The sequence below is a fragment of the Sporosarcina sp. P2 genome, assembly GCF_002743255.1.
Lineage (GTDB): Bacteria > Bacillota > Bacilli > Bacillales_A > Planococcaceae > Sporosarcina.
This window is the reverse complement of record NZ_PDYY01000003.1, coordinates 12,004-35,241: the sequence shown is the minus strand read 5'-3', so window position 1 is coordinate 35,241 and position 23,238 is coordinate 12,004. Positions and strand designations below refer to the sequence as shown.

The following is a 23,238-nucleotide window of genomic DNA, read 5'->3' as shown; positions in this document are numbered from 1 at the left end:
ATCTGTTCTATTATACATCAAATATAACGAGGTTTAAAGGGACTTGTTTATTTGTCAGGATAAAGCTAGGAATATGTCGGAATTTTGAACCATTTTATGACTTTTATTAGATTAATGGTTGGTTTCATGTCAATAAGTCTTCCGAAATCACTTTGAATCCTTCAATGATTGTATCCTCTTCTACCTCAATTAAAATACATTGCTTGCCATCATAGTTCACTTGTTTCACATATTTCAAGTCTTGTGGACTGATTGAAATGTTTGCTACTTTGGTTTCGATTTTAATCGATTTCGACGTATAGCTTGGTACGATGTGAGTTGCTTTCATTTCATAAGAGGTGTCATCCACTACAGTCTGAAAAGCCGTTTCTACTGCTTCTGTATTGACGTAGTCGACACCACTCATTTTCAACACACGTTCTACTTGCTTCGCATCAATTGCTGGTGGTTCTTCCGGTTCTTCCTCTTCTTCATCCGCTACAGTTAATCGATAGATTGCTTCATATACATTTCCTAGTGTTTCCGTATCTACTTCACCACCGACTACTTGTTTTACAATTTCCTCGAAAACGGCTTTATCATCGGCAGCGGTAACCACTTCTTCGCCATTCAGGACATTCTCTATGAACGTATAATCGGGTTTATTCGCTTTACCCGCGGCATATAGTACATGATTGACATCAGCTGAATTGTCTGTAAAGCAAGGGAATAAAAAGCCACCTATTGGTGAAGCAAGATTAATGATTGGATCGAGCATCGTATTCGATTTGAATTCACGCTCTTGAAAGTCAAATATAATGGAGCGCTTCGGCAAGTCTGTATGATTCATACTGCACAAGATAAACGGTGTGGTAAACACTTCATCTCGCATATCAATTTCAGATTCTTCACTGTTACGCTTGGTCTTCTTAAAGTAGTTACCACGAATAAACGTCACGACCAGATCTTTTTCATATTGGACATCTTTCACCATCTTTAGTGCTAGATGTTGCATCTCTTCTTTCCATTCTTCAGCTTCTTCCGCCTGCAATCCTTCATACAATAGTTTTTGTGCGTGATCTTCATGACTCTCTTCATCCTGACGTTCAAACTTCACTTCAAACAACTTCACACCTAGTTTACCGCCAAGCACCTTTTTAAAATTGGTCATGAACAGTTCCTGTTGCTCGCGGTCAAGCAAAGCAAATGCCTGACTTTCTTCATGGTAAATCTCACTACTTTCCTGCCTAATATAGACATGGTAAATGTCAGTGATCGTCAAAAGATCGGTATCTAATTTAAATCGTTTACGGATATCTGCAATATCATTTTTATTCATTTCGTGTTCCCACTTCCTAACTGATTTACATACACTTTTTCACTACGTTGGATGACGTCACTATACACGTGCATAAAAGATTAAAGTTTTCACACATAATTATCCAATATTCGGGTACACAATGGAGTGAGACTAAAAATCAGACAAGGGGTAGTGATTTCATGTCAGAAAAATTATTTACATCCACAGCAACAGCTAGTGGGGGGAGAGAAGGACATGTGGTATCCTCCGACAAAGTAGTAGAGTTTGATACAGCAATGCCTGGAACGAAAAGAGCAAAAGAATTAGAGAACTCTACTAACCCTGAGCAATTATTTGCTGCGGGTTACGCAGCTTGTTTCGACGGTGCGCTTCAACTTGTCGCAAGCAAAGAACGCGTTCAATTTTCATCGGAAGTCACTGCAAACGTTAGCCTGTGCAAAGACGAAACAGATGGCGGTTTCCATCTAGAAGTTGAATTACAAGTAACAGGTACAGACATTGAAAAGGCACAGCTTGAACAACTAGTAGAGAAAGCGCACCAAGTCTGTCCGTATTCCAAAGCCACTAGGGGCAATATTGAAGTGACACTAACAGTACTTTAATTCTATATTCTAAAAAACGCTATAGGCTGTGCTGAAAATCGTGAAGACACGACCTCAAGCACAGCCTTTTAATTCAGCAGAAGATACTTTCTATTTTTCCAAGCCTTCAATTAATTTCACAATCGTAGCAGATGTCTTCATAATCTGCTCTTCATTCGATATAGCTGCTTTACCGTCACCCTTCTGCATGCCATAATCACCAAAGCCTGCGTGATTCCCCCCTACTATCTCAATGAACCTCGCATCATTCGGCATACTAGACTTAGCCGCCTTAATCTTTTTCGCGTCCGCCACCTCATCATGACTGGCCCAAATTGACAGTACATCCACCGATGCTTCACTCAAATCCGTGTGACTTCCGGGATAAGAAGCTAGTAACACAAGCGCAGAAATCCTTTCATGGCGGGATGCATAATCCGATGCCGTCACACCGCCTAGGGAATGACCTCCTATTAACCATGTGTCTATTTCAGGGTGATTACGTATCACCTTATCTGCCCGGTCAGGTGAGAAGATCGCTATCTTGAGCGGCAAATGGGGAATGATTACCGTATAGCCTTGTTTAGCAATCTCCTTAGCCATGGGCGCGTATGCTTCAGCTTCTACTTTTGCTCCCTGATAAAAAATAAAACCTATGTTTTTCTTATTTAAGATAGGTTCAAACACTAGCTCTTTTCCATTCGTAACTAGTACATCTGTATCTGAGTGCAAATTTTCTTTAGCGTAAGATTGCGCTTTATAATAAGAGCTAGCGAATAGGAAGAAACCCACCGCAATCATTAACAGGAAAATAGCTAGCCCAATAAATAACTTAAATTTCCATGTCCTCTTTTGTTTCATACTTGATCCTCATTCCAGTTTATTTCTTCACGATATCGATGAAATGTTTTAACACTCTAGCCGTCAGCCCCCAGACTGTATAATTACCATATTCATAAAACCATTCTTCAAGCGAATGACTTCTGAATTTATACTGGTCTCCGTTCATAATCTTTTCAAATGGGAAATTATCCGGCGGAGCTATTTCAATCGATACCAAATGCATATACGGTTCATGTTCCATCAGCCATTTAAGCGGAATAGTAAATACCTCTTCCACTTCTTCTATATTATAACTTCGAATGATTTCTTGATAATCAATGACCGCAACGAACGGATAGACGACGAATGAAGGCGATGCAATATACGGGCTTAACTCTTCTATCATCTGTACCGTCTTCGGATCAATCCCGAGCTCTTCGTGCGTCTCCCGTAAAGCTGCTTCCATAGGCGATGCATCCGTTATATCAATTTTGCCACCGGGAAAACTGATGTCGCCCGGCTGTTTCCTCATCGTGAAAGCACGCACCTCAAATAGTACATGCCATTCCCCTTTCACTTCTACTAACGGAATAATAACAGCGGAACGGAACGCAGTCTCCTCCCCAATGAATAAAGATTTATTTTCATACAATTTATTTTGTAGTTGTTCCAAGTCCATGAAGTCCCCCACCTCATCGTTTTACTCTATCGTATCATTTCCAGACGAATCGTTAAAGAAATTAAAGGAGCTACCCTGTCAGAGCAACTCCTCATTTCATCCATATACATTAGCGCTTCACTAATTTCCCCTGCACTACATAGCGTTTATCTTTACTATTCACAGAGTTATTGCAAGTCGATAGCGTAACAATCCGATCATCCAGTCCTACTTCAACAGGCATATTAATCAGAGAACGTGATTCGATTTCCTCGAGAAACTCCGAGAATTGTTCATCCGTCTGAAAATCGGTTTCGATATAATAAAAGTCAATCGTCGTTTCGTATGCTGCAAACACTTCAATATCGTACCCTTCATACAATGTATCGACGAAAATAATGGGGTGTTTGTCTGCATAGTCTTGCTCCCCAAACTTCTTCAAGCTACCGAACATCGTATCATTTCTCATCGCATGGCCATAGAGGACCGTGTTGCGGCTCATATCCTTAATGTCATTCCTGTAATCCATGAAAACACTGCCTGCGCGACTATTTTCCCGGGTGAAGTTACGATTCAAATAAAAGTCGTTATCTTCAGCCTGCAAGATGGGGTTATGCAAATTGGTACCTTCTACTGAAATCCAGCCCACGATATCTGAATTTACTTCATGTAACTCTTCAAACTGTGGACGTATCGAATCCTCTTCCAAGAGTTCTTCTTTGGCGTCTCCTGTTACAGCAACCTGGGCCGTGTTTTCTAATGCCACTTCATACATCTGTTGCGTTTCCTTCAACGAACTGGCTGATTCCACGTAAGTATACAAATACTGCAAGAGTAAATAACCCGAGTAGAGAAAGATTGCCAGATAAATGAAAGGCATAAGTTTCGACAGGCGTTTCTTCATCCGCTTACCTCCTAAATACCAAGAGACATCATATAAAGACCTAATTCGTCATCTTCCTTAAAGACGGCGTTGACTCCATACACTTCTTTAATGACATCCTTTGTAATGATGTCACGTGGCCGTCCTTCTGCAATGATGCGACCATTCTTCATCATAATGATCTCATCACTGTACCGAATTGCCTGATTGATATCATGCAATACCATGACAATCGTCAATCCATAGTCTTCATTCAGTGATTTCACGAGCTCCAATAATTCAATTTGATAATAAATATCCAAATATGTTGTTGGCTCATCCAAGCAAAGTATTTCTGATTGCTGTGCCAACGCCATCGCAATCCATACACGCTGACGCTCTCCACCCGACAATGCTTCTAAGTCTTTATGGCGTTTGTCGGTCAGGTTCGTTACGGTTAATGCCCAATCTATAGCCTTGCAATCCTCTTCTTGGTTTCTCTGCAATAACGTTTTATGAGGCAACCGACCAAAGCCAATTAATTTTTCAATCGTCAAATCCTTTGGCACTTCATTCTGCTGATAAACAATCGCTAACTTCTTCGCAAACTCTTTCGGCTTAAACATCACTAAATCACGATTTTCCAGTGAAGCTGTTCCTGAAGTTGGCATAGTACTTCGAGAAAGTACACTTAGTAATGTCGATTTTCCACAACCATTTGGCCCAATGATCGTCGTAACTTTCCCTTTAGAAATGGACGTCGAGACATCATCCAAATGATTCGTTATATTATCATGCGATACAATAATGCGTTTTATTTCCACAATAGGTCACTCTTTTCGCAGTAAGAATATTAAGAAAGGTCCGCCGATGATCGCCATTAGCGTCGAAGCAGGTATTTCAAGCGGTGCCACGATCGTTCTACCGAGCGTGTCAGCTAACAAGATAATCAATGCCCCTAAAAGTGCAGTAAACGGTATGAGCACCTTATGGTCATAGCCAACTAATCTGCGGGCAATATGCGGTACAAGTAATCCAACGAATGATATCACACCCGCCACTACGACCGAAATGGCTGCTAGTAAAACAGCTACTGCCGCAATGATTAAACGGGCACGCGCGACATGGAAGCCAATACTCTTTGCTGTCTTATCCTGTAGTACTAATAAATTACACCAGCTATACAGGGCAAACGCTAGAATTAGTCCGATGGTTCCGTATGTTGCAATAGTGGAAACATCACTCCACGTACGCATCGTTAAATTCGAACCGATCACACTTGAGGCTGAGACGTTTAACGAACCGCCAAAGCTGATAAATGCTTCGGTAACACCCGTAAACATCGCATTAATTGCAATTCCTACAAGAATTAATTTCAACGGGCTAAGACCGGATTTCCACGATAGTGCAAAGACGAGAAAACAAGCGAACGCCCCACCCATGAATGCAAATAAAGGCGTCATGAAGAAAAGTGTCGGAAAGAGCGAAATAATGAATAACTGCACGAATGCCGCACCGGAAGATATCCCGATAATCCCTGCATCCGCAAGGGGGTTACGCATAACGGACTGCAGCAAGACACCCGAAACCGACAATGCCGCGCCTGCAAATATCGCCACAATCATCCGTGGAAAACGCAAATCACGAATGGCTTCCATTTGACTGTTGCCTTGTTCAAAGAGCGCGCTAAAAAACTCGAAAAACCCCATTTTAATACTGCCTGTCGTAGCCGAATATACGATGGTTACAACAAGCAGCAGGGATACGATTACATAACTAGCAATTCTTTTTCTCATGATGGCCTTCCTTTTCAAACGAAATTCATCGAGTTATCGATAGAATATCTTCATTAGCTCACTTAATGCTTCAGGTACTTGTAATGAAGCCGTTGTGCCAAATAACTCTTCTTCCAAATCATAGACTTTGCCATTTTTCACTGCATCAAAATGCTTCCATACATCATTCGTTTGGAACTCTTCGTTGAACATTTCCACGACTTCGTCTGGCATACCATGTGATAAACGCAAGATAATATCTGGATTACTATTATGAAGATACTCTGTATTAGACGATAAGTATTCAGGATCTTGACCTTCCATTACATTCGTTCCACCTGCACGTTTCACGAGATCACCCGCGTAGGAGTTTTCCGTCGCGACTAAGTAACTGCCTGGAATTCCCAATAATATTAGTACACTCGGACCTTTGCGATTGGCCGCTACCACTTCCACGGCTTCAATCTTTTTCTGTAAGTCCCCTACTAATTTATCTGCTTGCGCTTTACGGTCATAGCGTTCTCCAAGACCTTGGATTTCTTGTATCAATGAATCAACACTTTGGAAGTTTAAAAACGTCGTCGGAATATTCAATTGTTCAAAGCCCGCTTCTAGGTCATACTCCAATGTAGAAACGGATAAAAAATCTGTTGGATTCATTGATTTCACAATTTCCATATCGGGTGTCATCGCATTACCGATGGTTGGAAGCCCATCAAACCGACTCGCCATATTTTTTTCCGTTTCAGGAACAGCGATGGCATCTATATCTAACTTATCTAGAATATCTGCGATGACTACAGTACCCGCAATAATACGTTGATCACTTGTATCAGCTTTTTCACTTTTCTCGACTTTATCTGTCGAAGCAGCTTTCTCTTCTTTATCATTTCCGCAGCCTGCGATAATAGTCACTGTCATGACTGCTAACATCAGCCATGCATATCTCCACTTTTTTTGCACGATGTAATCCTCCACTCGTTATTCATTACTCGTAACGTTATTTTTCTTTGTCAGTCGACGTATTAATAAGACGCCCGACAGAATACATAATGTGAACAATACACCGATCTTCATTGTATCAAAGGGAATCGTTTGTTCATCCTGTACATGAATGGCCAGCTCTTCCGGTTCATTTGCTACCTGTGCAACGACCTTGGCTGGTTCTTCCTCCACATCGTCCCCCGTGCGATCAAATTCCAATTGCGCTTCCGGAAGAAGAGGTGGTAACTCGTCTTGCTTTTGTTCTTTTTCTTCGGACGGCTTCTCTATCTTCTTTTCTTTTTCGGTCATGGTTTGTTTAGGTGGAGTAGTGGTTTCTCTAGGTTGCTCAGTTCGTTTAGTTAATGAAGAAACTGCTTTGTTGTTTGAAGGTACCTTGCTCAAAAACTTCGCTGTTTGTTGTGGATCGATAGCAATTTGTAAAAACGCTTCCCCTACATGCAAGTTCTCAGAGTCCTCGACTTTCATCCAGACACGAGTCCACTTGTGGAAATCTTCAATTTCAAACTGCACAATACGCGTCTTGTTTTGCGATACCACTTTTGGTTCCACTAAATCGCCATGTTGCTCTACTGTGAAGCCTTTGACCTTACTCGGTTGAAGAATCTCTAACTGTGCATAGTATCGATTGTCACGTGTTACAATGCGCAGTACTGGATTGACGTATTCATTCATTGCCGAAGGTTTACCGTCTGAAAGCAATCGGTAGTGTACCGTATCATCACCTGACTGAATGGACTTAGCTGGTTGATTTTGGTCAATCTTCGGTAATGACTGCCCCCGGATCAATACTTCATATGAAAAGGATTGCTGTGTATTTTCCTTTCCTAAACGATATGTACCTGTGAGTTCAATCTTTTGATGCATATCCTGTATATCAAACTGAACTAAGTTTTCTGCCCGATCCAGTCGCGTGCTCGTTTTGTTTCCTTGCTGCATGGCAGTGATTTGTGTAAGGATATGATCTTTCTTTGCCGAAATGGATAATGTATAGCGATCTTCCTTAACAGTTAACGTGGCCTGCTTAGTAAATAAAAAGTTTGCACCCTCGGCTTCATCTGATAGAAAACTTAGTTCAACATGATATATATCATTTGCGTGTACAGAATGAAAAGGAAGCCACGCGGAGATGAGTAGCAAAAGTAGGGGCAACAAAACCATTTTTTTCATTTCAGACGTACACTCCTTTACACCTTACGTAAAACGACAGGAACTTCCCTCCGCTTTTGAAAAAGCGAAAGGAAGTATCTGTGTTGATTCTTATTTTTCCATGAAGTTTAATGAACCGTTTAGGATTTTAGCCATTTGTGTGCGTTGTAATGAATCGCCAGAGTTGATCAAAACTTTACCATTCGGTTGTTTTGCGCCTGTCATGATTTTTTCTGCATACAACAATGCAAATGCTTGCTTCGCTTCAGGATCTGTAATGGCTTTTCCATCCGCGTAGAATGGAAGTGTTGTATCACCTTTTTTGATTTCCTTACCTTCAGCAAATTGAATTGCACGGTATAGCATCAATGCCCCTTGCTGACGAGTCAGTGTGTTGTTCGGGTTGAACTTTGCATTCGATTGAACAATACCTGCTTTCGCGAGAGCATTAATTGCGTTGATACGCTCTTTGTCTGTGATTTTTCCTAAATCCTGGAACCCAGCGGATGGAGCCTCTTCTAATTTCAACGCACGTGCAACCATCAATGCGAACTGTGAACGTGTGATGTTGTTACGTGGATTGAACTTGTCCGCACTTTTTACAATACCTTTGTCAAGAAGTGCAAGAATCGCTTCTTTGTTGCCGTCTTTATCAATGTCCTTAAATGGGTTCACAGTTGGTTTAGCACCGTCAAGAGCAATTTGTACTTTGTGGTTAGAATCATATTTAATAGGACCTTCATTGACAATAACGTGAATTTCAGCATTCACTAACTTTGTTAAATCCGCTACGTTGAATGTATATGTGCGTACGCCTGTTGATTTATCATCTGTTGCTACAGGCACGTCCTTACCGGCAATTTTGAATCCTTGAATATAACCGCCTTTAGGGAACGTTACGGTTACTTCATTACCGTCCGTTACTTTCTTTACAGATGCAACTGGCAACATGTAATCATTCATGATGGATTCTTCATTCGTTCCATCTTTATATACTTTTACGTTCACGTTGCTTATTGTTTCCTTGTCCGCTTTAGCGACTGTTGCACTCATATCGAATTCATACCATGTGTCCATGTTGAAAGAAGGTGCCACTACATGAAGTTTGGCAGGGTATACTTTATCTGCTACAACCGGCACGGTATATGTTGTTGTACCATCAGCATTTTTCACTGCCGTTGCATCCACATATTCTTCCCCTTGCTTTGTTTGGAAGTTAGCAATCATAGAAGCTGATCTAGCCGCAACCGTTACCTTCGCATAAGACACTCCGTCTTTTTCCACCAATGTTCCTTGTGGCAGGAGATGACTACTAATTGCAGGTTCAGGTGTCGTGGTTCCAGATTTATATATATTTAAATCAATCACTTGATCCACTGCTGCCGCTTGTTTCAAAGCCGACGTTGCTTGATCGCTTGTGCTGATCGGGTTAGCGGATGCCGCTGTTGGAATAGCGATGGAAGCTGCAAGTAATGAAGCAAGTACTACTTTCGTTGCGCTAAATGATGTTTTTTTCTTCATAATTATTGTTCCCCCTGTTTTCTTTGGAATCTAGTTTTATACAATAAAAATGCTGAACCTGCTAATACAATAATTAATAGGTACGGCGTTGAATCACTGGTTTGTGGATTCTTAACTGGTACTTGGGTAGTTGGTTTTTTTGTCACTGTACTGGTACTAGTGTTGGTATTTATGTTCGTGTTAGGTGGTGGGGTGGTAGTAGTTGCAGGTTGTTTTACTGCCGGTGGTGTCACGGCGCTTTTGTCCTCAAACACTAAATCAACTGTATACTCGTGGTGGTAATTAATATGTTCTACATCCACTTTCATCGGGATCTTCACTGGTTTTGATATATCACTTACGCTAAATTCTACAACACGCGTATCAGCCTTAAGATCTTCATTGACTACTTCCGCTCCGCCTGCTGGCTCGAACTTCGTAATCCATGAACTGTTTTTAAGCGTTAGCTGTACAATAGCAGACCCATTCGTTACAGTGACGAGTGCCGGTTTTTGGAAGTAATCATTCGCAATAGATGCGTTAGTGCTGTCTGGCTGATTCACTTGATAATTTAATTGCTGGGTACCGTCTGCTATTTTAGCAGATGCTTGCGGCAGACCTACCGTCAACACGAAAAAACTTACAACTAAAAAGTATAAAAATGCTTTTCTCACTTTGACATCATCCCCTTTCATTGTCCATTTTCACGCTACATAAATTCACCGATCAACTTCCATTCACTGGGTATATTTCCACTTTTAAATTATCTCATAAATTACCCCATACATAAATCATTGCAACTTTATCGTCTAGTGACTTATGACGAATATGTGACATTTACAACGACAAATGAGAATGGTTATCATTTAATATAGCCCGTTTTGCCAGTAATGTCAATTGCTATCTGGAAAATTATTTCAATTTGACTCGTTAAATTCTCCACTAGTCACTAAATCCAAAACTTCGCATAGGCTAGAACGATACGATTTATGGATGAGAGGGGTACTGCGATGAATATTCAGTCTTTCAGTGGTGTCGTAATGGTTATAAATGAATTTTATACGGGGCAAAATAATGACGCTGGTTGCTACATGTTGATGACAGTCGATAATGGTAGAGGAAATGTTGTAAACTTTGTAGTAGGGCCGACAACTTATTTCGTCAATCATGTGAAAATTCATGTAGGTGATCGCGTTACAGGATTTTATGACGCCGACGCTGCCACACCTATGATCTATCCTCCACAATTTGGAGCGGTGGTTATGGCCAAAGATTCTAAACGTGAAAACGTCAAAGTCGACTACTTCAATCGTCGCCTGCAAAGTAGTGATGGAACGCTTCAGCTTAATCTGTCTCCGCAAACTGAAATACTTTCGACAAATGGCCAGTATTTCACAGGTAATATAGCAGAGCGAAATTTGATCGTTATATATGGTGCAACTACAAAGAGTATCCCTCCTCAAACAACACCACATAAAATCATTGTGATTTGTTCATGAATAGTTTACTTAGATAAAGTAGAGACACGCATCAATGAGCGTGTCTCTGTTTTATATGCGAAAGAATCGTTGTGTCGTCTTATAGATTTCTCTATATGCCTCATCAACCGTTACACCTTTAATTTTAGCGATACTGTGAATACTCTCATGCATCATAGAAGGATGTGTTAATTTATCTTTAAAAGAATATTCAAAAGGCCACGGTCCATCAGTTTCTACCATTAGCTGAGTGAACGGAACTTGTTTGACTAGATGTTGAATCTTTTCCCGATACGTAACTTCTGGTGTCACAGAAATCATATAACCGTTCGAGATAATTTGCTCCAATATAATGTCGTCGCCTTTAAACCAGTGAAATTGCGCTTTCGATATTGAATAACGTTCCAACATCTCACAAACAATAGCTGCATCTTCATAAACGGCATGTAAGGCAATTGGCAAGTTATATTCGGCTGCCTTCCGAACAAAACATTCCAACACATACTTATATAGTGTTAGGTCTAAATCAGACTGCTGTTGTCGCAAGTAATAAGGTAACCCCACCTCTCCAATTGCAGTGAGGTAATTTGCATGTTCATCGATCAATTGTAGAATAGCCAAAAGTTCCATTTCACTTGGTAACGCTTGTTCCGGGTGATAACCTATTGCTGGTTTGATGCGTCTATCCATTTTCGAAAGTTCAATTTGCTTAACGGAAGATGCGAAGTCATTTGAAACCGCCACTATTGCGGTTATATCATTCACATCTAACTCGCCCAAAATTTGAAGTCGTTCTTCTTCTTCATACATATCTAAATGAATATGCGCATCGATTACGCGTCTGCTCAAAAAATACCCCCCTCTTTCATGAATACGCTATGTTTCACGTGAAACGTTTCCGCGTGAATGAACCTAAACTATTATCTGAGCGTCATACTAATTTCCATTATGAAAAAGTAGGCGGTGACGTATGAATATGCATGCATTACGTATGAAAACAATGAATACAACACGACAACTCTTTATTTTCGGATGGCAACAAGCTTTAGCTTGCATTTTTCCTGTTATAATCTTCAGTTCACTCGCGCTTACGCAAATCATATATCTCCCTTTCTTGCCACGATACGACTGGCTACTCATCATTTTTATCGGAACTCAGTGGTGGATGGTACGATCAGGACTCGAAACACGTGATGAACTTAAAGTAATTACGTTATTTCATATAATTGGCCTTACTTTGGAAATATTTAAAGTACATATGGGTTCTTGGTCTTATCCTGAAGAAGGCTATTTCAAAATTCTAGGCGTCCCTTTGTACAGCGGTTTCATGTATGCGAGTGTAGCAAGCTACTTGTGTCAGGCTTGGAGAAGATTGCACGTAAACCTGATTGAATGGCCACCGCTCTGGGCAGTTATTCCGCTTGCCATGGCGATATATGGAAACTTTTTCACTCATCATTATTGGTTTGATATAAGATGGTGGTTATCCGCATTAGTACTAGTTGTTTTTTGGCGTGCATCGGTTAGTTTTCGGGTAAGCGAGACACACTACGTCATGCCATTAACTCTTTCATTCGTATTGATTGGCTTTTTCGTTTGGGTAGCTGAAAATATTGCTACTTTCTTTGGTGCTTGGACCTATCCCAATCAAAGCGAGACATGGCATCTCGTTGGCATGGGCAAATTAAGTTCTTGGTTACTACTAGTCATCGTCAGTTTCCTCATCGTAGCGGTCTTAAAACATATAAAAAAGGAATAGTTAAGTATAAGGTAACGGGTAATAATTTACTATACAGTTTATCCTTGGAAAATTCCATTGCATGGGAAATAAATGAACTTGCTATATTAAAAACGCAGCAAGCTCAATAGCCTACTGCGTTTTTATGATGATTAGTGTGTAACTGGTTCAGGGTAATCGAAGCCTTTTGTATCTACTTCCACTGTCTTCATCTTCTGCTCTTTGATGGGCTTATCCATAGCGTCTGTTTCATTAGCTACGATAGCATCCACTATCTCCATGCCTTCCCTCACTTTACCAAAAGCCGCATACTCGCCGTCAAGTGAAGAGTTGTCGTCTGTCATGATGAAGAATTGTGACCCTGCGGAGTTCGGATCTTGCGTACGTGCAGTCGAAATCACACCGCGCTCATGTTTCATAGTATTTTCAAAACCATTCGAAGAGAATTCTCCATCAATTGCATATCCCGGTCCGCCTGACCCGTCACCGGATGAATCTCCACCTTGAATCATAAAGCCCGGAATCACACGGTGGAAAATCAAGCCATCGTAATAGCCATCTTCAATTAAAGAAATGAAATTCGCTACCGTATTTGGTGCAACAGTCGGCTCTAGTTCCACTACAATCTGCTCATCATTTTCCATCGTGATCGTCACGACAGGGTTCTCTTTTACATCTTTCGAGTAGTCAACCGCTTCTCCTTTAGGTTGTTCTGTGGTTTCTTCTTTCGGTGTCTCCACTGTTTTTTCTTCAGTTGCTCCCCCACACCCAACTAAAAGAACGGTCAACGCCATCAAACTCATTATGAAATACCATGCTTTATTACGCTTAAACATATCCGTCTAACACTCCCTATTATTTTATATCTTCTACGACCTACTCCCAGTTATGTTTTTACTCATCACGGTAACGTAATGCTAATCCCTTTAGGAAGTTTCGAGCGTATCGATCACCACACGGTTTATAGTTTCGATGACCTTCTTTACGAAGAACAGCACTTAATTCGTTTTTAGATATCGTAACACCTGCATTTTCTAAAATCTCCAGCATATCTTCACTTGTAAGAGATAATGCTATTTTCACTTTCTTCAGCAAAATATTATTGACATTACGATGGCCTTCTTCTGACATAAGAAATGGTTGTGGAGCATTACCGGTATTTTCCGGTACTCCTCTTTTTGAGCTGATTAAACCATTTAGAAATGACTCCAATGTTATGTTGTCGATTTCCTTTGCATATTCATTCATCTGCATTTCATCCGCACTATCTTCATTCGTTTTTGTCAGCATCTCTTTTACTTCCGCTCTGTTTGTCTTCAGTCCGCCTAACGCAAACATTTCTACAACTGTGGAATCTTTTAGATCCAACGCGTAGCGTAACCTGCTTAAAATATCATTATTATTCATGTAATCACCTGTACCCTCTCTACTATATTGCTGTAATTCTTAGTATAGCTTGATTCGTTACAATTTGTCTTCATTCAGTCAACTAACGTTGAATCTGCCTCTTGTTCAATTGTTTGCATAAACTGATCACCAAAATTACAAATCGAGGTAACGACTGGTTCCAATAATAAACCCACTTCACTTAATTTGTACTCCACTTTTGGCGGCACGACGGGATAGACATAGCGCGTAATGATTTTATCCTCTTCTAATTCTCGTAACTGTCTGATCAACATACGTTGATTGGCATCCGGAAGTTTTTTCTGTATTTCGCTCAACCTTAACGGTGTTTCGTGCAGTAAGCACCAGATGATCGCAATTTTCCAACGACCTCCTATGACAGACAAAGCCAAATCCTTGCTTGTAAAGTACTGCTTATCTTTATACTGAATGACCATATTGCTTCACTTCTTTCTATACCATTCATGTTCATAGTGACAAAAGAGTCAGTATTGCATGGTGAATTATAATATGTAATGATAGAAAAGTAAACACAATACAGTAAAAGAAAGAAGGGCTTCATTTGAAAAGTAGAGCAGCTGTAGCATTCAAACCTGGAGAACCACTTAAAATTGTAGAAATCGATGTAGAAGAACCAAAAGCTCATGAGGTATTAGTCAAAATTCTTTACACTTCTGTCTGTCACACAGACGCATATACATTATCAGGCGATGACGCAGAAGGAGTATTTCCTGCCGTTTTAGGTCATGAAGGCGCTGGCGTCGTTGTTTCAGTAGGTGAAGGAGTCACTTCCGTTAAACCTGGCGATCACGTTATTCCACTTTATACACCTGAATGTGGGAAATGTAAATTCTGTCTATCCGGTAAAACTAACCTATGTGGGGCAATTCGCGAAACACAAGGTAAAGGATTAATGCCTGACGGTACGACTCGCTTCTCTTATAATGGCGAACCGATTTATCACTACATGGGAACGAGCACTTTCAGTGAGTATACTGTCGTGTCTGAGATCTCTCTAGTTAAAGTGGAAGATCATAACGTACCACTTGATAAAGTTTGTCTATTCGGCTGTGGCGTCACTACTGGTATCGGGGCTGTTCATAATACAGCGAAGGTAGAAGAAGGTGCGGTTACGGCAGTCTTCGGTCTTGGAGCTATTGGTTTGGCTGTTATTCAAGGATTGAAGCAAGCAAAAGCAAGCCGCATCATTGCAATCGACTTGAATGAAGACAAATTTGAACTGGCAAAGAAGATGGGCGCAACGGACTTCGTTAATCCTTCGTCATTTGATAAACCAATCCAGGAAGTCATTGTAGACATGACAGATGGCGGTGTTGATTACAGCTTCGAGTGTATTGGTAATGTCGAAGTGATGAAAGCTGCTCTTGAATGCTGCCATAAAGGTTGGGGCGAGAGCATCATCATTGGTGTCGCGGGTGCTGGTAAAGAAATTCATACCCGTCCATTCCAATTAGTTACGGGTCGCGTATGGCGCGGTTCCGCATTTGGTGGAGTAAAAGGCAGAACCGAATTGCCAGGGATGATTGATGACTACATGGATGGTAAAATTGATTTAGATTCGTTCATTACACACCAATTAAACTTCACGGATATTAATGAAGCCTTTGATTTACTGCATAAAGGTGAATCAATTCGATCAATACTAACATATGGAGAGTGAGATCATGAGTCTAGAACGCGTTGAGCAAAGACGCTCTTTTGGTGGGGAACAAAACAAATACAACCATTATTCAGAAGTCCTCAAGTGCGATATGACATTTAGTATCTTCTTACCGTCAAATAAAGAACAAAAAGAAATACCACTTATTTGGTTTTTGTCGGGATTAACATGTACGGATGATAACTTCAGTCAAAAAAGTGGTTTCCAAAGATTGGCTGAAAAACATCAAGTAGCTGTGATTATTCCAGATACATCACCACGCGGAGAAGATATAGCGGACGACCAGGCATTTGACCTTGGACAAGGTGCGAGCTTTTATCTAAACGCAACAGAAGAGCCATGGGCTAAACATTATCAAATGTATTCCTATATAACAGAGGAGTTACGTGAAATTGCCGCTACTCTAGTGCCTAATTTCTCTGGTAACGAAAGTATCATGGGCCACTCAATGGGTGGTTATGGTGCATTGATGATTGGAATGAGGAATGCAAATCGTTTCAAAGCGATTTCTGCATTTTCTCCTATTTCAAGTCCGAGCGAGGTTCCTTGGGGAATTAAGGCGTTTACGACTTACCTAGGGGAAGATAAGGCGACGTGGAAAGAATGGGACACTGCTGAGCTAGTGAAGGAAGCAGGTATTCCACCCATCCTTATTACGCAAGGAACTGCAGATGGGTTTTATCCTGAGCAATTGAATGAAAAACCGTTCCTTGAAAATGCAAAGCAGTATGACCAAGCAGTAGAATATAACAAAGTAGACGGCTATGACCATAGCTACTTCTTCATCTCTTCCTTCTTGGAAGAACACTTTGATTTTCACATGAAGAACTTAGGGTAACATGAATACATTTTGATAGTTGAAGTAGCTACTGCTTCCAAAGGGTGACGCCTTCGGGAGGGTGTGTCTTGCAGTCTAGATTAAAGGTGTCTTACGCTCACCCATTAACAGTCCAAAACATTCACATTGCCACGCAGTGTGGATGTTTTTGTTTTTAAGGGTATATGAACTAAGATAGAAGAACGAAGTGAAAAATATATTACATAGGAGGGATAGTTACGATGGATCTAAAGAAATTGTTAACCGATGAACGTGTGAAGCCGTATGTTCTGAAAGCTCGGTATGGTATTGAAAAAGAAGGACAACGCGTGGATCTCGATGGGCACTTGGCAACAACCGACCACCCTGCGAATATCGGAATGGGTGACGAGCATCCGTATATTCAACGCGACTTCTCAGAAACTCAAATGGAACTGATCACGCCTGTCCTGAACACACTGGACGAACTATTTGATTACCTATCAGGCATTCATGACGTCGCCTATCGTTCGATGGGCAAGAATGAAATGCTCTGGCCGTTAAGTATGCCCCCTGCTCTTCCTAAAAAAGAGGAAGATATCATGATTGCGAAGCTGAATAGTTTTGAAAATGTTCTGTATCGTCGTTCACTTGCCAATTCATACGGTCGTCGCAAGCAAATGATTTGTGGAATTCATTTCAATTTTGAATTCAGAGACGACCTACTCCGCATGTTATTTGAATTACAATCGGATATCGATAATTATCAGCAATTCAAAACTGATATTTATTTGAAACTGACTAGAAACTATTTGTACTATCGCTGGCTCGTCACGTATTTCTACGGTGCGTCCCCTACAAGTGAAGAAAACTTCTACGGATGCGACGATAAACCAGACGAACCGGTTAGAAGTATTCGTAGTAGCCGATTCGGCTATACGAATCATGACGATGTAAATGTGTCGTTCAGCACGATTCAAAAATATATTTCGGATTTATCTTCCGTAGTCAATCGAGGTTTGCTAGTAGAAGAAAAAGAGTTTTACACAGCCATGCGTTTACGTGGTAGTGATCGGGTGGCAGAATTCGAGCATACCGGTGTGCGTTATGTGGAGTTACGAAATATCGACTTGAACCCATTTGAAACAAATGGCATTAGCTATGAGCAAGCGGAATTCCTACATATATTCCTGCTATATCTACTACAAAAAGAAGAAAATCCCGAGAGCGATGAATGGGGTAAAGTAGGTGATGCTCGCAATGATGTTGTCGCACTTGAACACCCATTGGCACATACACAGTTTGAAGCCGAAGCATATGAACTCGTTAACGAAATGGAACAGTTAACAAAAGATCTAGACTTCCCTGTTTCCGAAACATTATTTACAAATCTGAGAGAGATGCTTGCTGATCCTTCTAAAACCTTGGCGGGAAGACTTTACTCAGAGAGTCAAAAGACGAGTCAAAGCCAAGTAGCAACAGAAATTGCAAGGAAAACCTATAGTCAGCTATGGGAAAAGCCATACGAACTGACAGGCTTTACGGATATGGAGCTATCCACGCAGATCATGATGTATGATGCGATACAGAAAGGCATCAAGGTAGAGGTTTTGGATCGCCATGATCAATTCTTAAAGCTAAAACTGCGAGATCATATTGAATATGTGAAAAACGGTAATATGACGAGCAAAGATACGTATGTCTCTACGTTGATTATGGAAAATAAAACCGTGACGAAGAAAATTCTTTATCAAGCGGGCTATCATGTCCCGGGTGGCGATGAGTTCAGTAATAAGGAAGAGGCTTTGTATGCCTATAAGATGTTTGCCAAGACGCCATTTGTCGTGAAGCCGAAAACTACTAATTACGGACTTGGAATTTCCATCTTTAAAGACGGTGCCAGTTATGAGGACTATGAGAAAGCGATCACCCTCGCATTCGATGAAGACTCGTCAGTTTTAATAGAAGAGTTCCTTGCTGGCACAGAGTACCGCTTCTTTGTGCTACACGATAAAGTACTCGCCGTCATGCTGCGCGTGCCTGCAAACGTCACGGGTGACGGTACACACACGATTCAGGAACTCGTTGAAGAGAAGAACCGTGATCCACTAAGGGGGACAGATCACCGTACACCACTAGAGCTTATTCAACTGGGCGAACTAGAGGTTCTTATGCTGAAAGGTCAAGGTTATCAAACTGATTCCATTCCCGAAGACGGCGAGATCGTCTACTTGCGTGAGAACTCCAACGTCAGTACTGGCGGAGACTCGATTGATGTGACCGATCAAGTTTCCGAAGATTATAAGAAGATTGCAGTAGATGCAGTAGCCGCACTTGGAGCAAAAATTAGCGGCATCGATTTGATTATTGAAGACCTCGATGTTCCAGCAGCGAATCCAGGCGCGTATGGCATCATCGAAGCGAACTTTAACCCTTCGATGTATATGCATATTTACCCTTATAAAGGCGAAACACGTCGAGTAACGACGGATATTTTACATTACTTATTCCCGGAACTGTAATAAAATATTTTTGACTTGTCGAATGAAAATGTTCGCATAGTAACTACGTATGAATAATAAAAACCTTAGTTGAACCACTAAAACGGGCCTATCCAGATAAACTGGATAGGCCCGTTCATGTTTTATTAAGTGAATAAATAGATTAAAATGGATTCGTAGCAATGAAACTGGCTGTTTTTACATACACACGTCGATTTAATTTTTATTGATTTACAATAACTTCAGCACTATCTTCTGATTGAACCATTTTATAATCATCGTTTTCTTTAATCAAATGTAAACCAAGAGCTAAATCCGTTGCGACAGTACTTGGCGTTAAAGCCGAAACACGAATATTATTTCGTCGTACCTCTTGTGCTATTGATTCTGTGAAGCCAATTACCGCAAATTTGGATGCACTGTATGCACTTGAAGTAGCCGCGCCATTTAAACCATTTGTCGATGAAATATTAATGATGTCACCCGCATTTTTTTCAATTAACTGCGGTAATACAGCACGTGTAACATAATACGTGCCCATCAGATTTACATCTACTATGTTCTTCCATTTCTCTGAGTCCATCTCCAAGACAGTACCAAATGTTGCAATGCCCGCATTATTTATTAGAATATCGGCCGTTCCTAAATCAGTAGTTAATGATACAATAGCTTCTTCAACTTGCTCTTTAGATGAAACATCGGCTGTTGCATAAGCGACTTTCACACCATGACTTTCAATTTCTGCAGCCACTTCATTTAAAACAGACTCCGTTCTTGCAAGCAATCCAATATGGACTCCCTCTTTTGCTAAGTGAAGTGTCGCCACTTTCCCTTTTAGTATAACTGCTGAAAAGATCCTTGGCATGAACGGAAGCTTGTATAGCTACTTTGTAAAGTTAACTACTGTTCTATTCATCGTTCCTTTAGTCATTTTTAATAAACACAGTTTATTATCTTTAAACCATATTTACTTATGATAAGGCTCTCCCTTAATAATCCGAAACCCACGGTAAATCTGCTCCACCAACACCAACTTCATGAGCTGATGCGGAAACGTCATCTTGGAAAAGGATAACTTCTCATTCGAACGCTGCAATACACTACTATGTAAACCAAGTGATCCGCCAATCACAAAGACAATCTTGCTTTTACCGTATGTCATCAACGAATCGATACTAGCTGCGAATTCCTCAGAAGTTTTCATTTTCCCGTCGATTGCTAGTGCAATGACATGCGCGTCTGGTGCAATTTTCGCTAGAATTCGATCAGCTTCTTTCTTTTTCACGATTTCCATGTCGGCTTCGCTTAGTGTTTCAGGTGCTTTTTCGTCCGCCACTTCGATTAATTGCATTTTTGCATAGCTATTCAGACGTTTCGTATACTCTTCTATTCCTTGTTTCAAGTACTTCTCTTTTAACTTACCCACGGTCACAATTGATATATTCACAGTTTATCCACTCGCTCTCCAAATGTTATACACAATACTTATGCACATATTCACAGCCCTATCTACATATTGTGTCCGATTATTTGTTCCGTACTACATGTAAATCTTACTGATTATTGTATCACATCAATGTGGATAACTTTTCATTCTTTTTTCATTTTGAATAGATTGATCTTTTTACCATAAAAAATGAAAATACCTCAACCTATTGACCTGTAAGGGATTAACGCTTGTCGCTTTGATTTAATTTATTATTTTCCGAACACTTTCTTTTACACAATGTTGTACACATTATTTAGACTTTATCCACAATTGGATAACTTCATAAAAAAATCAGGCATCGTAGCGTAGTTTCGCTAGATACCTGATGTGGACGGGAAGTTGTTCACTTTGTGGACAATGTACAATCTCTTAGAATGTATTTCCGTCTTTCAACACCATTTCCAAATCCAGTTTCTTTCCATCACGATAGACTGTAATTTTCAATGGATCGCCAATTTCTTTTTTATTATACAAATACTTACGTAGACTGACCATATCTGTCACTATCTCATCATCCAACTGAACAATTGTATCATACTTCTTCACACCTGCTTCTACTGCGGATGAATTCGGTATGACATCTGTTACAACAACGCCATCCGTTACTTCTTTAGGCAAGTTCAACGTCTGTTGCTGTTGCTGAATGGGAATTTGTCGAAGATCAAGTAACGATACACCCATTGTCGGACGGTTTACTTGCCCCGTTTCTTCCAAGTGCTCAATAATTGGTAATGCAATATTGATTGGAATAGCTAGTCCAATCCCCTCTACTGTTGCTTCAGAAATCTTCATAGAGTTGATTCCGATCAATTGACCCGCCATGTTGATTAGAGCACCACCGGAGTTCCCGGGGTTGATGGCTGCATCTGTCTGCAAGACGTCTGCCTGCCAATCGATGTGTCCATCTTTGTTTAAATCCATTGGAATGGAGCGGTCTTTACCTGAAATTACACCCACTGTAACTGATCCTGCAAAGCCAAGTCCCAATGGGTTACCGATAGCAATGACTGTTTCTCCACGTTTTAATGCGTCTGAATCTCCGAATTCTACCACTGTATCGACGTGTTCCGCATCAATTTCTACTACAGCCAAGTCTGTCCATAGATCACTGCCGATTAATTTTCCTTCAACCTTAGTACCATCATCGAAACTGACTTCGAGTTGTTCGGAATTCTCTACGACATGGTGGTTGGTAACAATATATGCTTTGTCGCCCTCTTTTTTATACAAGACACCAGAACCCGAACCGGCTTCTTGAGTAGACGTTGTAGAAGACCAAAAATCCTGGACCGTCTGGATATTCGTAATACCGACGACAGCGTTTGCGACATCATCTACGACGTCTGTCACTTCCGATGAGATATCGATCGATACTTGTGCGTGCTCGGATGCAGTTTTACTCTCTTTTTTTTCAATCCTTGTTGTATCTTCATGACTCGATCCTCCCGCATACATCATAGTTAAAAATACAATTAACCCACCCAATAATGCACCAAGTAAACCTGGCCAAAAACTACCTCGGCGTTTTGGGTTGCGTTTTGGCTCCACCGGCGGAAACGGTTGTTGCCGTTCGATCTCTTCTCTTCTTTCATCATCCATTCACATTTCCTCCTTGTCAGAAAGTATTCCTACATGTACTGTACCCCATTAACTCTTTGAAAATGCAAAAAGCCTCACTAATTTAGCAAGGCTTTTCGCATTTACTTCAGACTAGCACAAGCTCTGTAGATTCTGATGCATCCGTGTCATGCAAGTGGACAAATTCCCCTGCACGAATACCGCAGTCTTCAAGGGTCTGTGCTACGCTCATGCGCGCCAAGTCTTTCATATTATTATCTAAGCTAAGATGGGCTAAATAAATATGCGCTTCTTTTTGAGCTACTACTTCACTCATTGCAACAGCTGCATCCTCATTCGATACGTGGCCCACGTCACTTACTTAGTATACGACGTTTAATGGACCACGGATAACGGCCCATCTGTAGCATGCTGACGTCATGATTGCTTTCAAATACAAAGCTGTCAGCTCCTTGGATATGACCTTTCATACGATCACTAACATAGCCTGTGTCAGTAATAATCGCAAGTTTACGATTACCTTCATTGAACGTATAGAACATTGGGTCTGCTGCGTCATGGGATACCGCAAATGACTGGATATCCAGTGAGCCAAATGTTTTCACCGTTTCCATGTCGAAGTGAAAACGCTGATCAACGGGAATCTCCCCTACAAGTCCGTCCATCGCCTGCCACGTTTTGGCATTGGCATAGATTGGCGTTTTATACTTCCGGGCAAGTACGCCGATTCCTTTAATATGATCACTGTGTTCATGTGTGACGAAAATGCCGTCAATTTGTTTCATTGAGCGATTGATCGATCCGAGCAAACCTTCAATTTTCTTACCGCTCATGCCGGCATCTACTAGAAAAGCATGCTCATCTGTCTCTATATATATCGAGTTGCCTGTACTGCCACTCGCCAAAATGCTAAATCGCATG

General features: G+C 40.8%; 23 protein-coding genes and 1 pseudogene. 6 read left to right on the top strand and 18 right to left on the bottom strand.

Annotation, left to right across the window (positions count from 1 at the left end; translation table 11 throughout):
• Positions 1 to 124 precede the first annotated feature (124 nt).
• Positions 125 to 1,318 (bottom strand): DUF4317 domain-containing protein, encoded by a 1,194-nt coding sequence (locus CSV67_RS04175; protein ID WP_099630382.1) that lies wholly within the window; start codon positions 1,316 to 1,318, stop codon positions 125 to 127.
• A 161-nt stretch (positions 1,319 to 1,479) separates the two neighbouring features.
• On the opposite strand from CSV67_RS04175, the gene CSV67_RS04170 reads away from it, so the two are divergent.
• Positions 1,480 to 1,902 carry an organic hydroperoxide resistance protein gene (locus CSV67_RS04170; protein ID WP_099630381.1) on the top strand — a complete coding sequence of 141 codons (423 nt, stop codon included), beginning with the start codon at positions 1,480 to 1,482 and terminating at the stop codon, positions 1,900 to 1,902.
• A 90-nt stretch (positions 1,903 to 1,992) separates the two neighbouring features.
• Here CSV67_RS04170 and CSV67_RS04165 read toward each other — a convergent pair whose 3' ends face one another.
• From CSV67_RS04165 to isdC, 9 genes are all read right to left on the bottom strand, one after another.
• Complete coding sequence (locus tag CSV67_RS04165; protein ID WP_099630380.1) at positions 1,993 to 2,742, bottom strand: alpha/beta hydrolase; 750 nt, start codon at positions 2,740 to 2,742, stop codon at positions 1,993 to 1,995.
• Positions 2,743 to 2,761: 19 nt separating this feature from the next.
• Positions 2,762 to 3,382 carry an NUDIX hydrolase gene (locus tag CSV67_RS04160; RefSeq protein ID WP_099630379.1) on the bottom strand — a complete coding sequence of 207 codons (621 nt, stop codon included), beginning with the start codon at positions 3,380 to 3,382 and terminating at the stop codon, positions 2,762 to 2,764.
• Positions 3,383 to 3,491: 109 nt separating this feature from the next.
• Positions 3,492 to 4,265: a class B sortase gene (srtB, locus tag CSV67_RS04155; RefSeq protein ID WP_099630378.1), complete on the bottom strand. Its 774-nt coding sequence runs from the start codon at positions 4,263 to 4,265 to the stop codon at positions 3,492 to 3,494.
• A gap of 11 nt (positions 4,266 to 4,276) precedes the next feature.
• Positions 4,277 to 5,047 (bottom strand): ABC transporter ATP-binding protein, encoded by a 771-nt coding sequence (locus CSV67_RS04150; protein ID WP_099630377.1) that lies wholly within the window; start codon positions 5,045 to 5,047, stop codon positions 4,277 to 4,279.
• 6 nt (positions 5,048 to 5,053) lie between these two features.
• Positions 5,054 to 6,019 (bottom strand): FecCD family ABC transporter permease, encoded by a 966-nt coding sequence (locus CSV67_RS04145; protein WP_099630376.1) that lies wholly within the window; start codon positions 6,017 to 6,019, stop codon positions 5,054 to 5,056.
• Between the two features lie 33 nt (positions 6,020 to 6,052).
• Entirely contained in the window at positions 6,053 to 6,931 is an 879-nt protein-coding gene (isdE, locus tag CSV67_RS04140) for a heme ABC transporter substrate-binding protein IsdE (RefSeq protein ID WP_143560684.1), read from the bottom strand.
• A gap of 48 nt (positions 6,932 to 6,979) precedes the next feature.
• On the bottom strand, positions 6,980 to 8,170 hold the full coding sequence (locus CSV67_RS04135; RefSeq protein ID WP_099630374.1) for an NEAT domain-containing protein: 1,191 nt from the start codon (positions 8,168 to 8,170) through the stop codon (positions 6,980 to 6,982).
• A gap of 90 nt (positions 8,171 to 8,260) precedes the next feature.
• Complete coding sequence (locus tag CSV67_RS04130; RefSeq protein ID WP_099630373.1) at positions 8,261 to 9,670, bottom strand: NEAT domain-containing protein; 1,410 nt, start codon at positions 9,668 to 9,670, stop codon at positions 8,261 to 8,263.
• A gap of 2 nt (positions 9,671 to 9,672) precedes the next feature.
• Entirely contained in the window at positions 9,673 to 10,323 is a 651-nt protein-coding gene (gene isdC / locus CSV67_RS04125; protein WP_233189513.1) for a heme uptake protein IsdC, read from the bottom strand.
• A 336-nt stretch (positions 10,324 to 10,659) separates the two neighbouring features.
• On the opposite strand from isdC, the gene CSV67_RS04120 reads away from it, so the two are divergent.
• Positions 10,660 to 11,148, top strand: a complete 489-nt coding sequence (locus CSV67_RS04120) for a hypothetical protein (protein WP_099630371.1) — start codon at positions 10,660 to 10,662, stop codon at positions 11,146 to 11,148.
• Positions 11,149 to 11,199: 51 nt separating this feature from the next.
• Here the strand turns inward: CSV67_RS04120 and CSV67_RS04115 are convergent, their stop codons facing one another.
• Complete coding sequence (locus CSV67_RS04115; protein WP_233189515.1) at positions 11,200 to 11,976, bottom strand: TatD family hydrolase; 777 nt, start codon at positions 11,974 to 11,976, stop codon at positions 11,200 to 11,202.
• A 121-nt stretch (positions 11,977 to 12,097) separates the two neighbouring features.
• On the opposite strand from CSV67_RS04115, the gene CSV67_RS04110 reads away from it, so the two are divergent.
• Positions 12,098 to 12,886, top strand: coding sequence for a DUF817 domain-containing protein (locus CSV67_RS04110; protein ID WP_369803131.1), 789 nt, complete (start codon positions 12,098 to 12,100; stop codon positions 12,884 to 12,886).
• A 131-nt stretch (positions 12,887 to 13,017) separates the two neighbouring features.
• On the opposite strand, the gene CSV67_RS04105 is transcribed toward CSV67_RS04110, so the two are convergent.
• From CSV67_RS04105 to CSV67_RS04095, 3 genes are all read right to left on the bottom strand, one after another.
• On the bottom strand, positions 13,018 to 13,701 hold the full coding sequence (locus tag CSV67_RS04105; RefSeq protein ID WP_099630370.1) for a peptidylprolyl isomerase: 684 nt from the start codon (positions 13,699 to 13,701) through the stop codon (positions 13,018 to 13,020).
• 58 nt (positions 13,702 to 13,759) lie between these two features.
• A complete protein-coding gene (locus CSV67_RS04100; protein WP_099630369.1) occupies positions 13,760 to 14,272 on the bottom strand; it encodes a YehS family protein in 513 nt (170 codons plus the stop codon).
• Positions 14,273 to 14,346: 74 nt separating this feature from the next.
• Entirely contained in the window at positions 14,347 to 14,709 is a 363-nt protein-coding gene (locus CSV67_RS04095) for a winged helix-turn-helix transcriptional regulator (RefSeq protein WP_099630368.1), read from the bottom strand.
• Between the two features lie 125 nt (positions 14,710 to 14,834).
• Between CSV67_RS04095 and CSV67_RS04090 the strand changes: the two genes are divergently transcribed.
• From CSV67_RS04090 to gshAB, 3 genes are all read left to right on the top strand, one after another.
• Positions 14,835 to 15,953, top strand: a complete 1,119-nt coding sequence (locus CSV67_RS04090; RefSeq protein ID WP_099630367.1) for an S-(hydroxymethyl)glutathione dehydrogenase/class III alcohol dehydrogenase — start codon at positions 14,835 to 14,837, stop codon at positions 15,951 to 15,953.
• Positions 15,954 to 15,957: 4 nt separating this feature from the next.
• Complete coding sequence (gene fghA, locus CSV67_RS04085; protein WP_099630366.1) at positions 15,958 to 16,791, top strand: S-formylglutathione hydrolase; 834 nt, start codon at positions 15,958 to 15,960, stop codon at positions 16,789 to 16,791.
• A 221-nt stretch (positions 16,792 to 17,012) separates the two neighbouring features.
• Complete coding sequence (gshAB, locus tag CSV67_RS04080; RefSeq protein ID WP_099630365.1) at positions 17,013 to 19,271, top strand: bifunctional glutamate--cysteine ligase GshA/glutathione synthetase GshB; 2,259 nt, start codon at positions 17,013 to 17,015, stop codon at positions 19,269 to 19,271.
• Positions 19,272 to 19,473: 202 nt separating this feature from the next.
• Here the strand turns inward: gshAB and CSV67_RS04075 are convergent, their stop codons facing one another.
• The 4 genes and pseudogenes from CSV67_RS04075 to CSV67_RS04060 all read right to left on the bottom strand — a co-directional run bounded on the left by CSV67_RS04075 (position 19,474) and on the right by CSV67_RS04060 (position 23,237).
• The gene (locus CSV67_RS04075) at positions 19,474 to 20,115 is read right to left on the bottom strand and encodes a 3-ketoacyl-ACP reductase (RefSeq protein ID WP_099630364.1); all 642 of its coding nucleotides are present in this window, start codon (positions 20,113 to 20,115) and stop codon (positions 19,474 to 19,476) included.
• A gap of 102 nt (positions 20,116 to 20,217) precedes the next feature.
• The gene (gene rlmH / locus CSV67_RS04070; protein WP_029054359.1) at positions 20,218 to 20,697 is read right to left on the bottom strand and encodes a 23S rRNA (pseudouridine(1915)-N(3))-methyltransferase RlmH; all 480 of its coding nucleotides are present in this window, start codon (positions 20,695 to 20,697) and stop codon (positions 20,218 to 20,220) included.
• A 411-nt stretch (positions 20,698 to 21,108) separates the two neighbouring features.
• Positions 21,109 to 22,338 carry a S1C family serine protease gene (locus tag CSV67_RS04065; RefSeq protein WP_099630363.1) on the bottom strand — a complete coding sequence of 410 codons (1,230 nt, stop codon included), beginning with the start codon at positions 22,336 to 22,338 and terminating at the stop codon, positions 21,109 to 21,111.
• Positions 22,339 to 22,444: 106 nt separating this feature from the next.
• Positions 22,445 to 23,237, bottom strand: a pseudogene (locus CSV67_RS04060) (MBL fold metallo-hydrolase).
• Between the last annotated feature and the right edge of the window lies 1 nt (position 23,238).

Coding starts and splice junctions, on each gene's coding strand:
- CSV67_RS04175 (WP_099630382.1), bottom strand. CDS start 1,318: ATGAATAAAAATGATATTGCAGATATCCGTAAACGATTTAAATTAGAT.
- CSV67_RS04170 (WP_099630381.1), top strand. CDS start 1,480: ATGTCAGAAAAATTATTTACATCCACAGCAACAGCTAGTGGGGGGAGA.
- CSV67_RS04165 (WP_099630380.1), bottom strand. CDS start 2,742: ATGAAACAAAAGAGGACATGGAAATTTAAGTTATTTATTGGGCTAGCT.
- CSV67_RS04160 (WP_099630379.1), bottom strand. CDS start 3,382: ATGGACTTGGAACAACTACAAAATAAATTGTATGAAAATAAATCTTTA.
- srtB (WP_099630378.1), bottom strand. CDS start 4,265: ATGAAGAAACGCCTGTCGAAACTTATGCCTTTCATTTATCTGGCAATC.
- CSV67_RS04145 (WP_099630376.1), bottom strand. CDS start 6,019: ATGAGAAAAAGAATTGCTAGTTATGTAATCGTATCCCTGCTGCTTGTT.
- isdE (WP_143560684.1), bottom strand. CDS start 6,931: ATGTTAGCAGTCATGACAGTGACTATTATCGCAGGCTGCGGAAATGAT.
- CSV67_RS04135 (WP_099630374.1), bottom strand. CDS start 8,170: ATGAAAAAAATGGTTTTGTTGCCCCTACTTTTGCTACTCATCTCCGCG.
- CSV67_RS04130 (WP_099630373.1), bottom strand. CDS start 9,670: ATGAAGAAAAAAACATCATTTAGCGCAACGAAAGTAGTACTTGCTTCA.
- CSV67_RS04120 (WP_099630371.1), top strand. CDS start 10,660: ATGAATATTCAGTCTTTCAGTGGTGTCGTAATGGTTATAAATGAATTT.
- CSV67_RS04110 (WP_369803131.1), top strand. CDS start 12,098: ATGAATATGCATGCATTACGTATGAAAACAATGAATACAACACGACAA.
- CSV67_RS04105 (WP_099630370.1), bottom strand. CDS start 13,701: ATGTTTAAGCGTAATAAAGCATGGTATTTCATAATGAGTTTGATGGCG.
- CSV67_RS04100 (WP_099630369.1), bottom strand. CDS start 14,272: ATGAATAATAATGATATTTTAAGCAGGTTACGCTACGCGTTGGATCTA.
- CSV67_RS04095 (WP_099630368.1), bottom strand. CDS start 14,709: ATGGTCATTCAGTATAAAGATAAGCAGTACTTTACAAGCAAGGATTTG.
- fghA (WP_099630366.1), top strand. CDS start 15,958: ATGAGTCTAGAACGCGTTGAGCAAAGACGCTCTTTTGGTGGGGAACAA.
- gshAB (WP_099630365.1), top strand. CDS start 17,013: ATGGATCTAAAGAAATTGTTAACCGATGAACGTGTGAAGCCGTATGTT.
- CSV67_RS04075 (WP_099630364.1), bottom strand. CDS start 20,115: ATGCCAAGGATCTTTTCAGCAGTTATACTAAAAGGGAAAGTGGCGACA.
- CSV67_RS04065 (WP_099630363.1), bottom strand. CDS start 22,338: ATGGATGATGAAAGAAGAGAAGAGATCGAACGGCAACAACCGTTTCCG.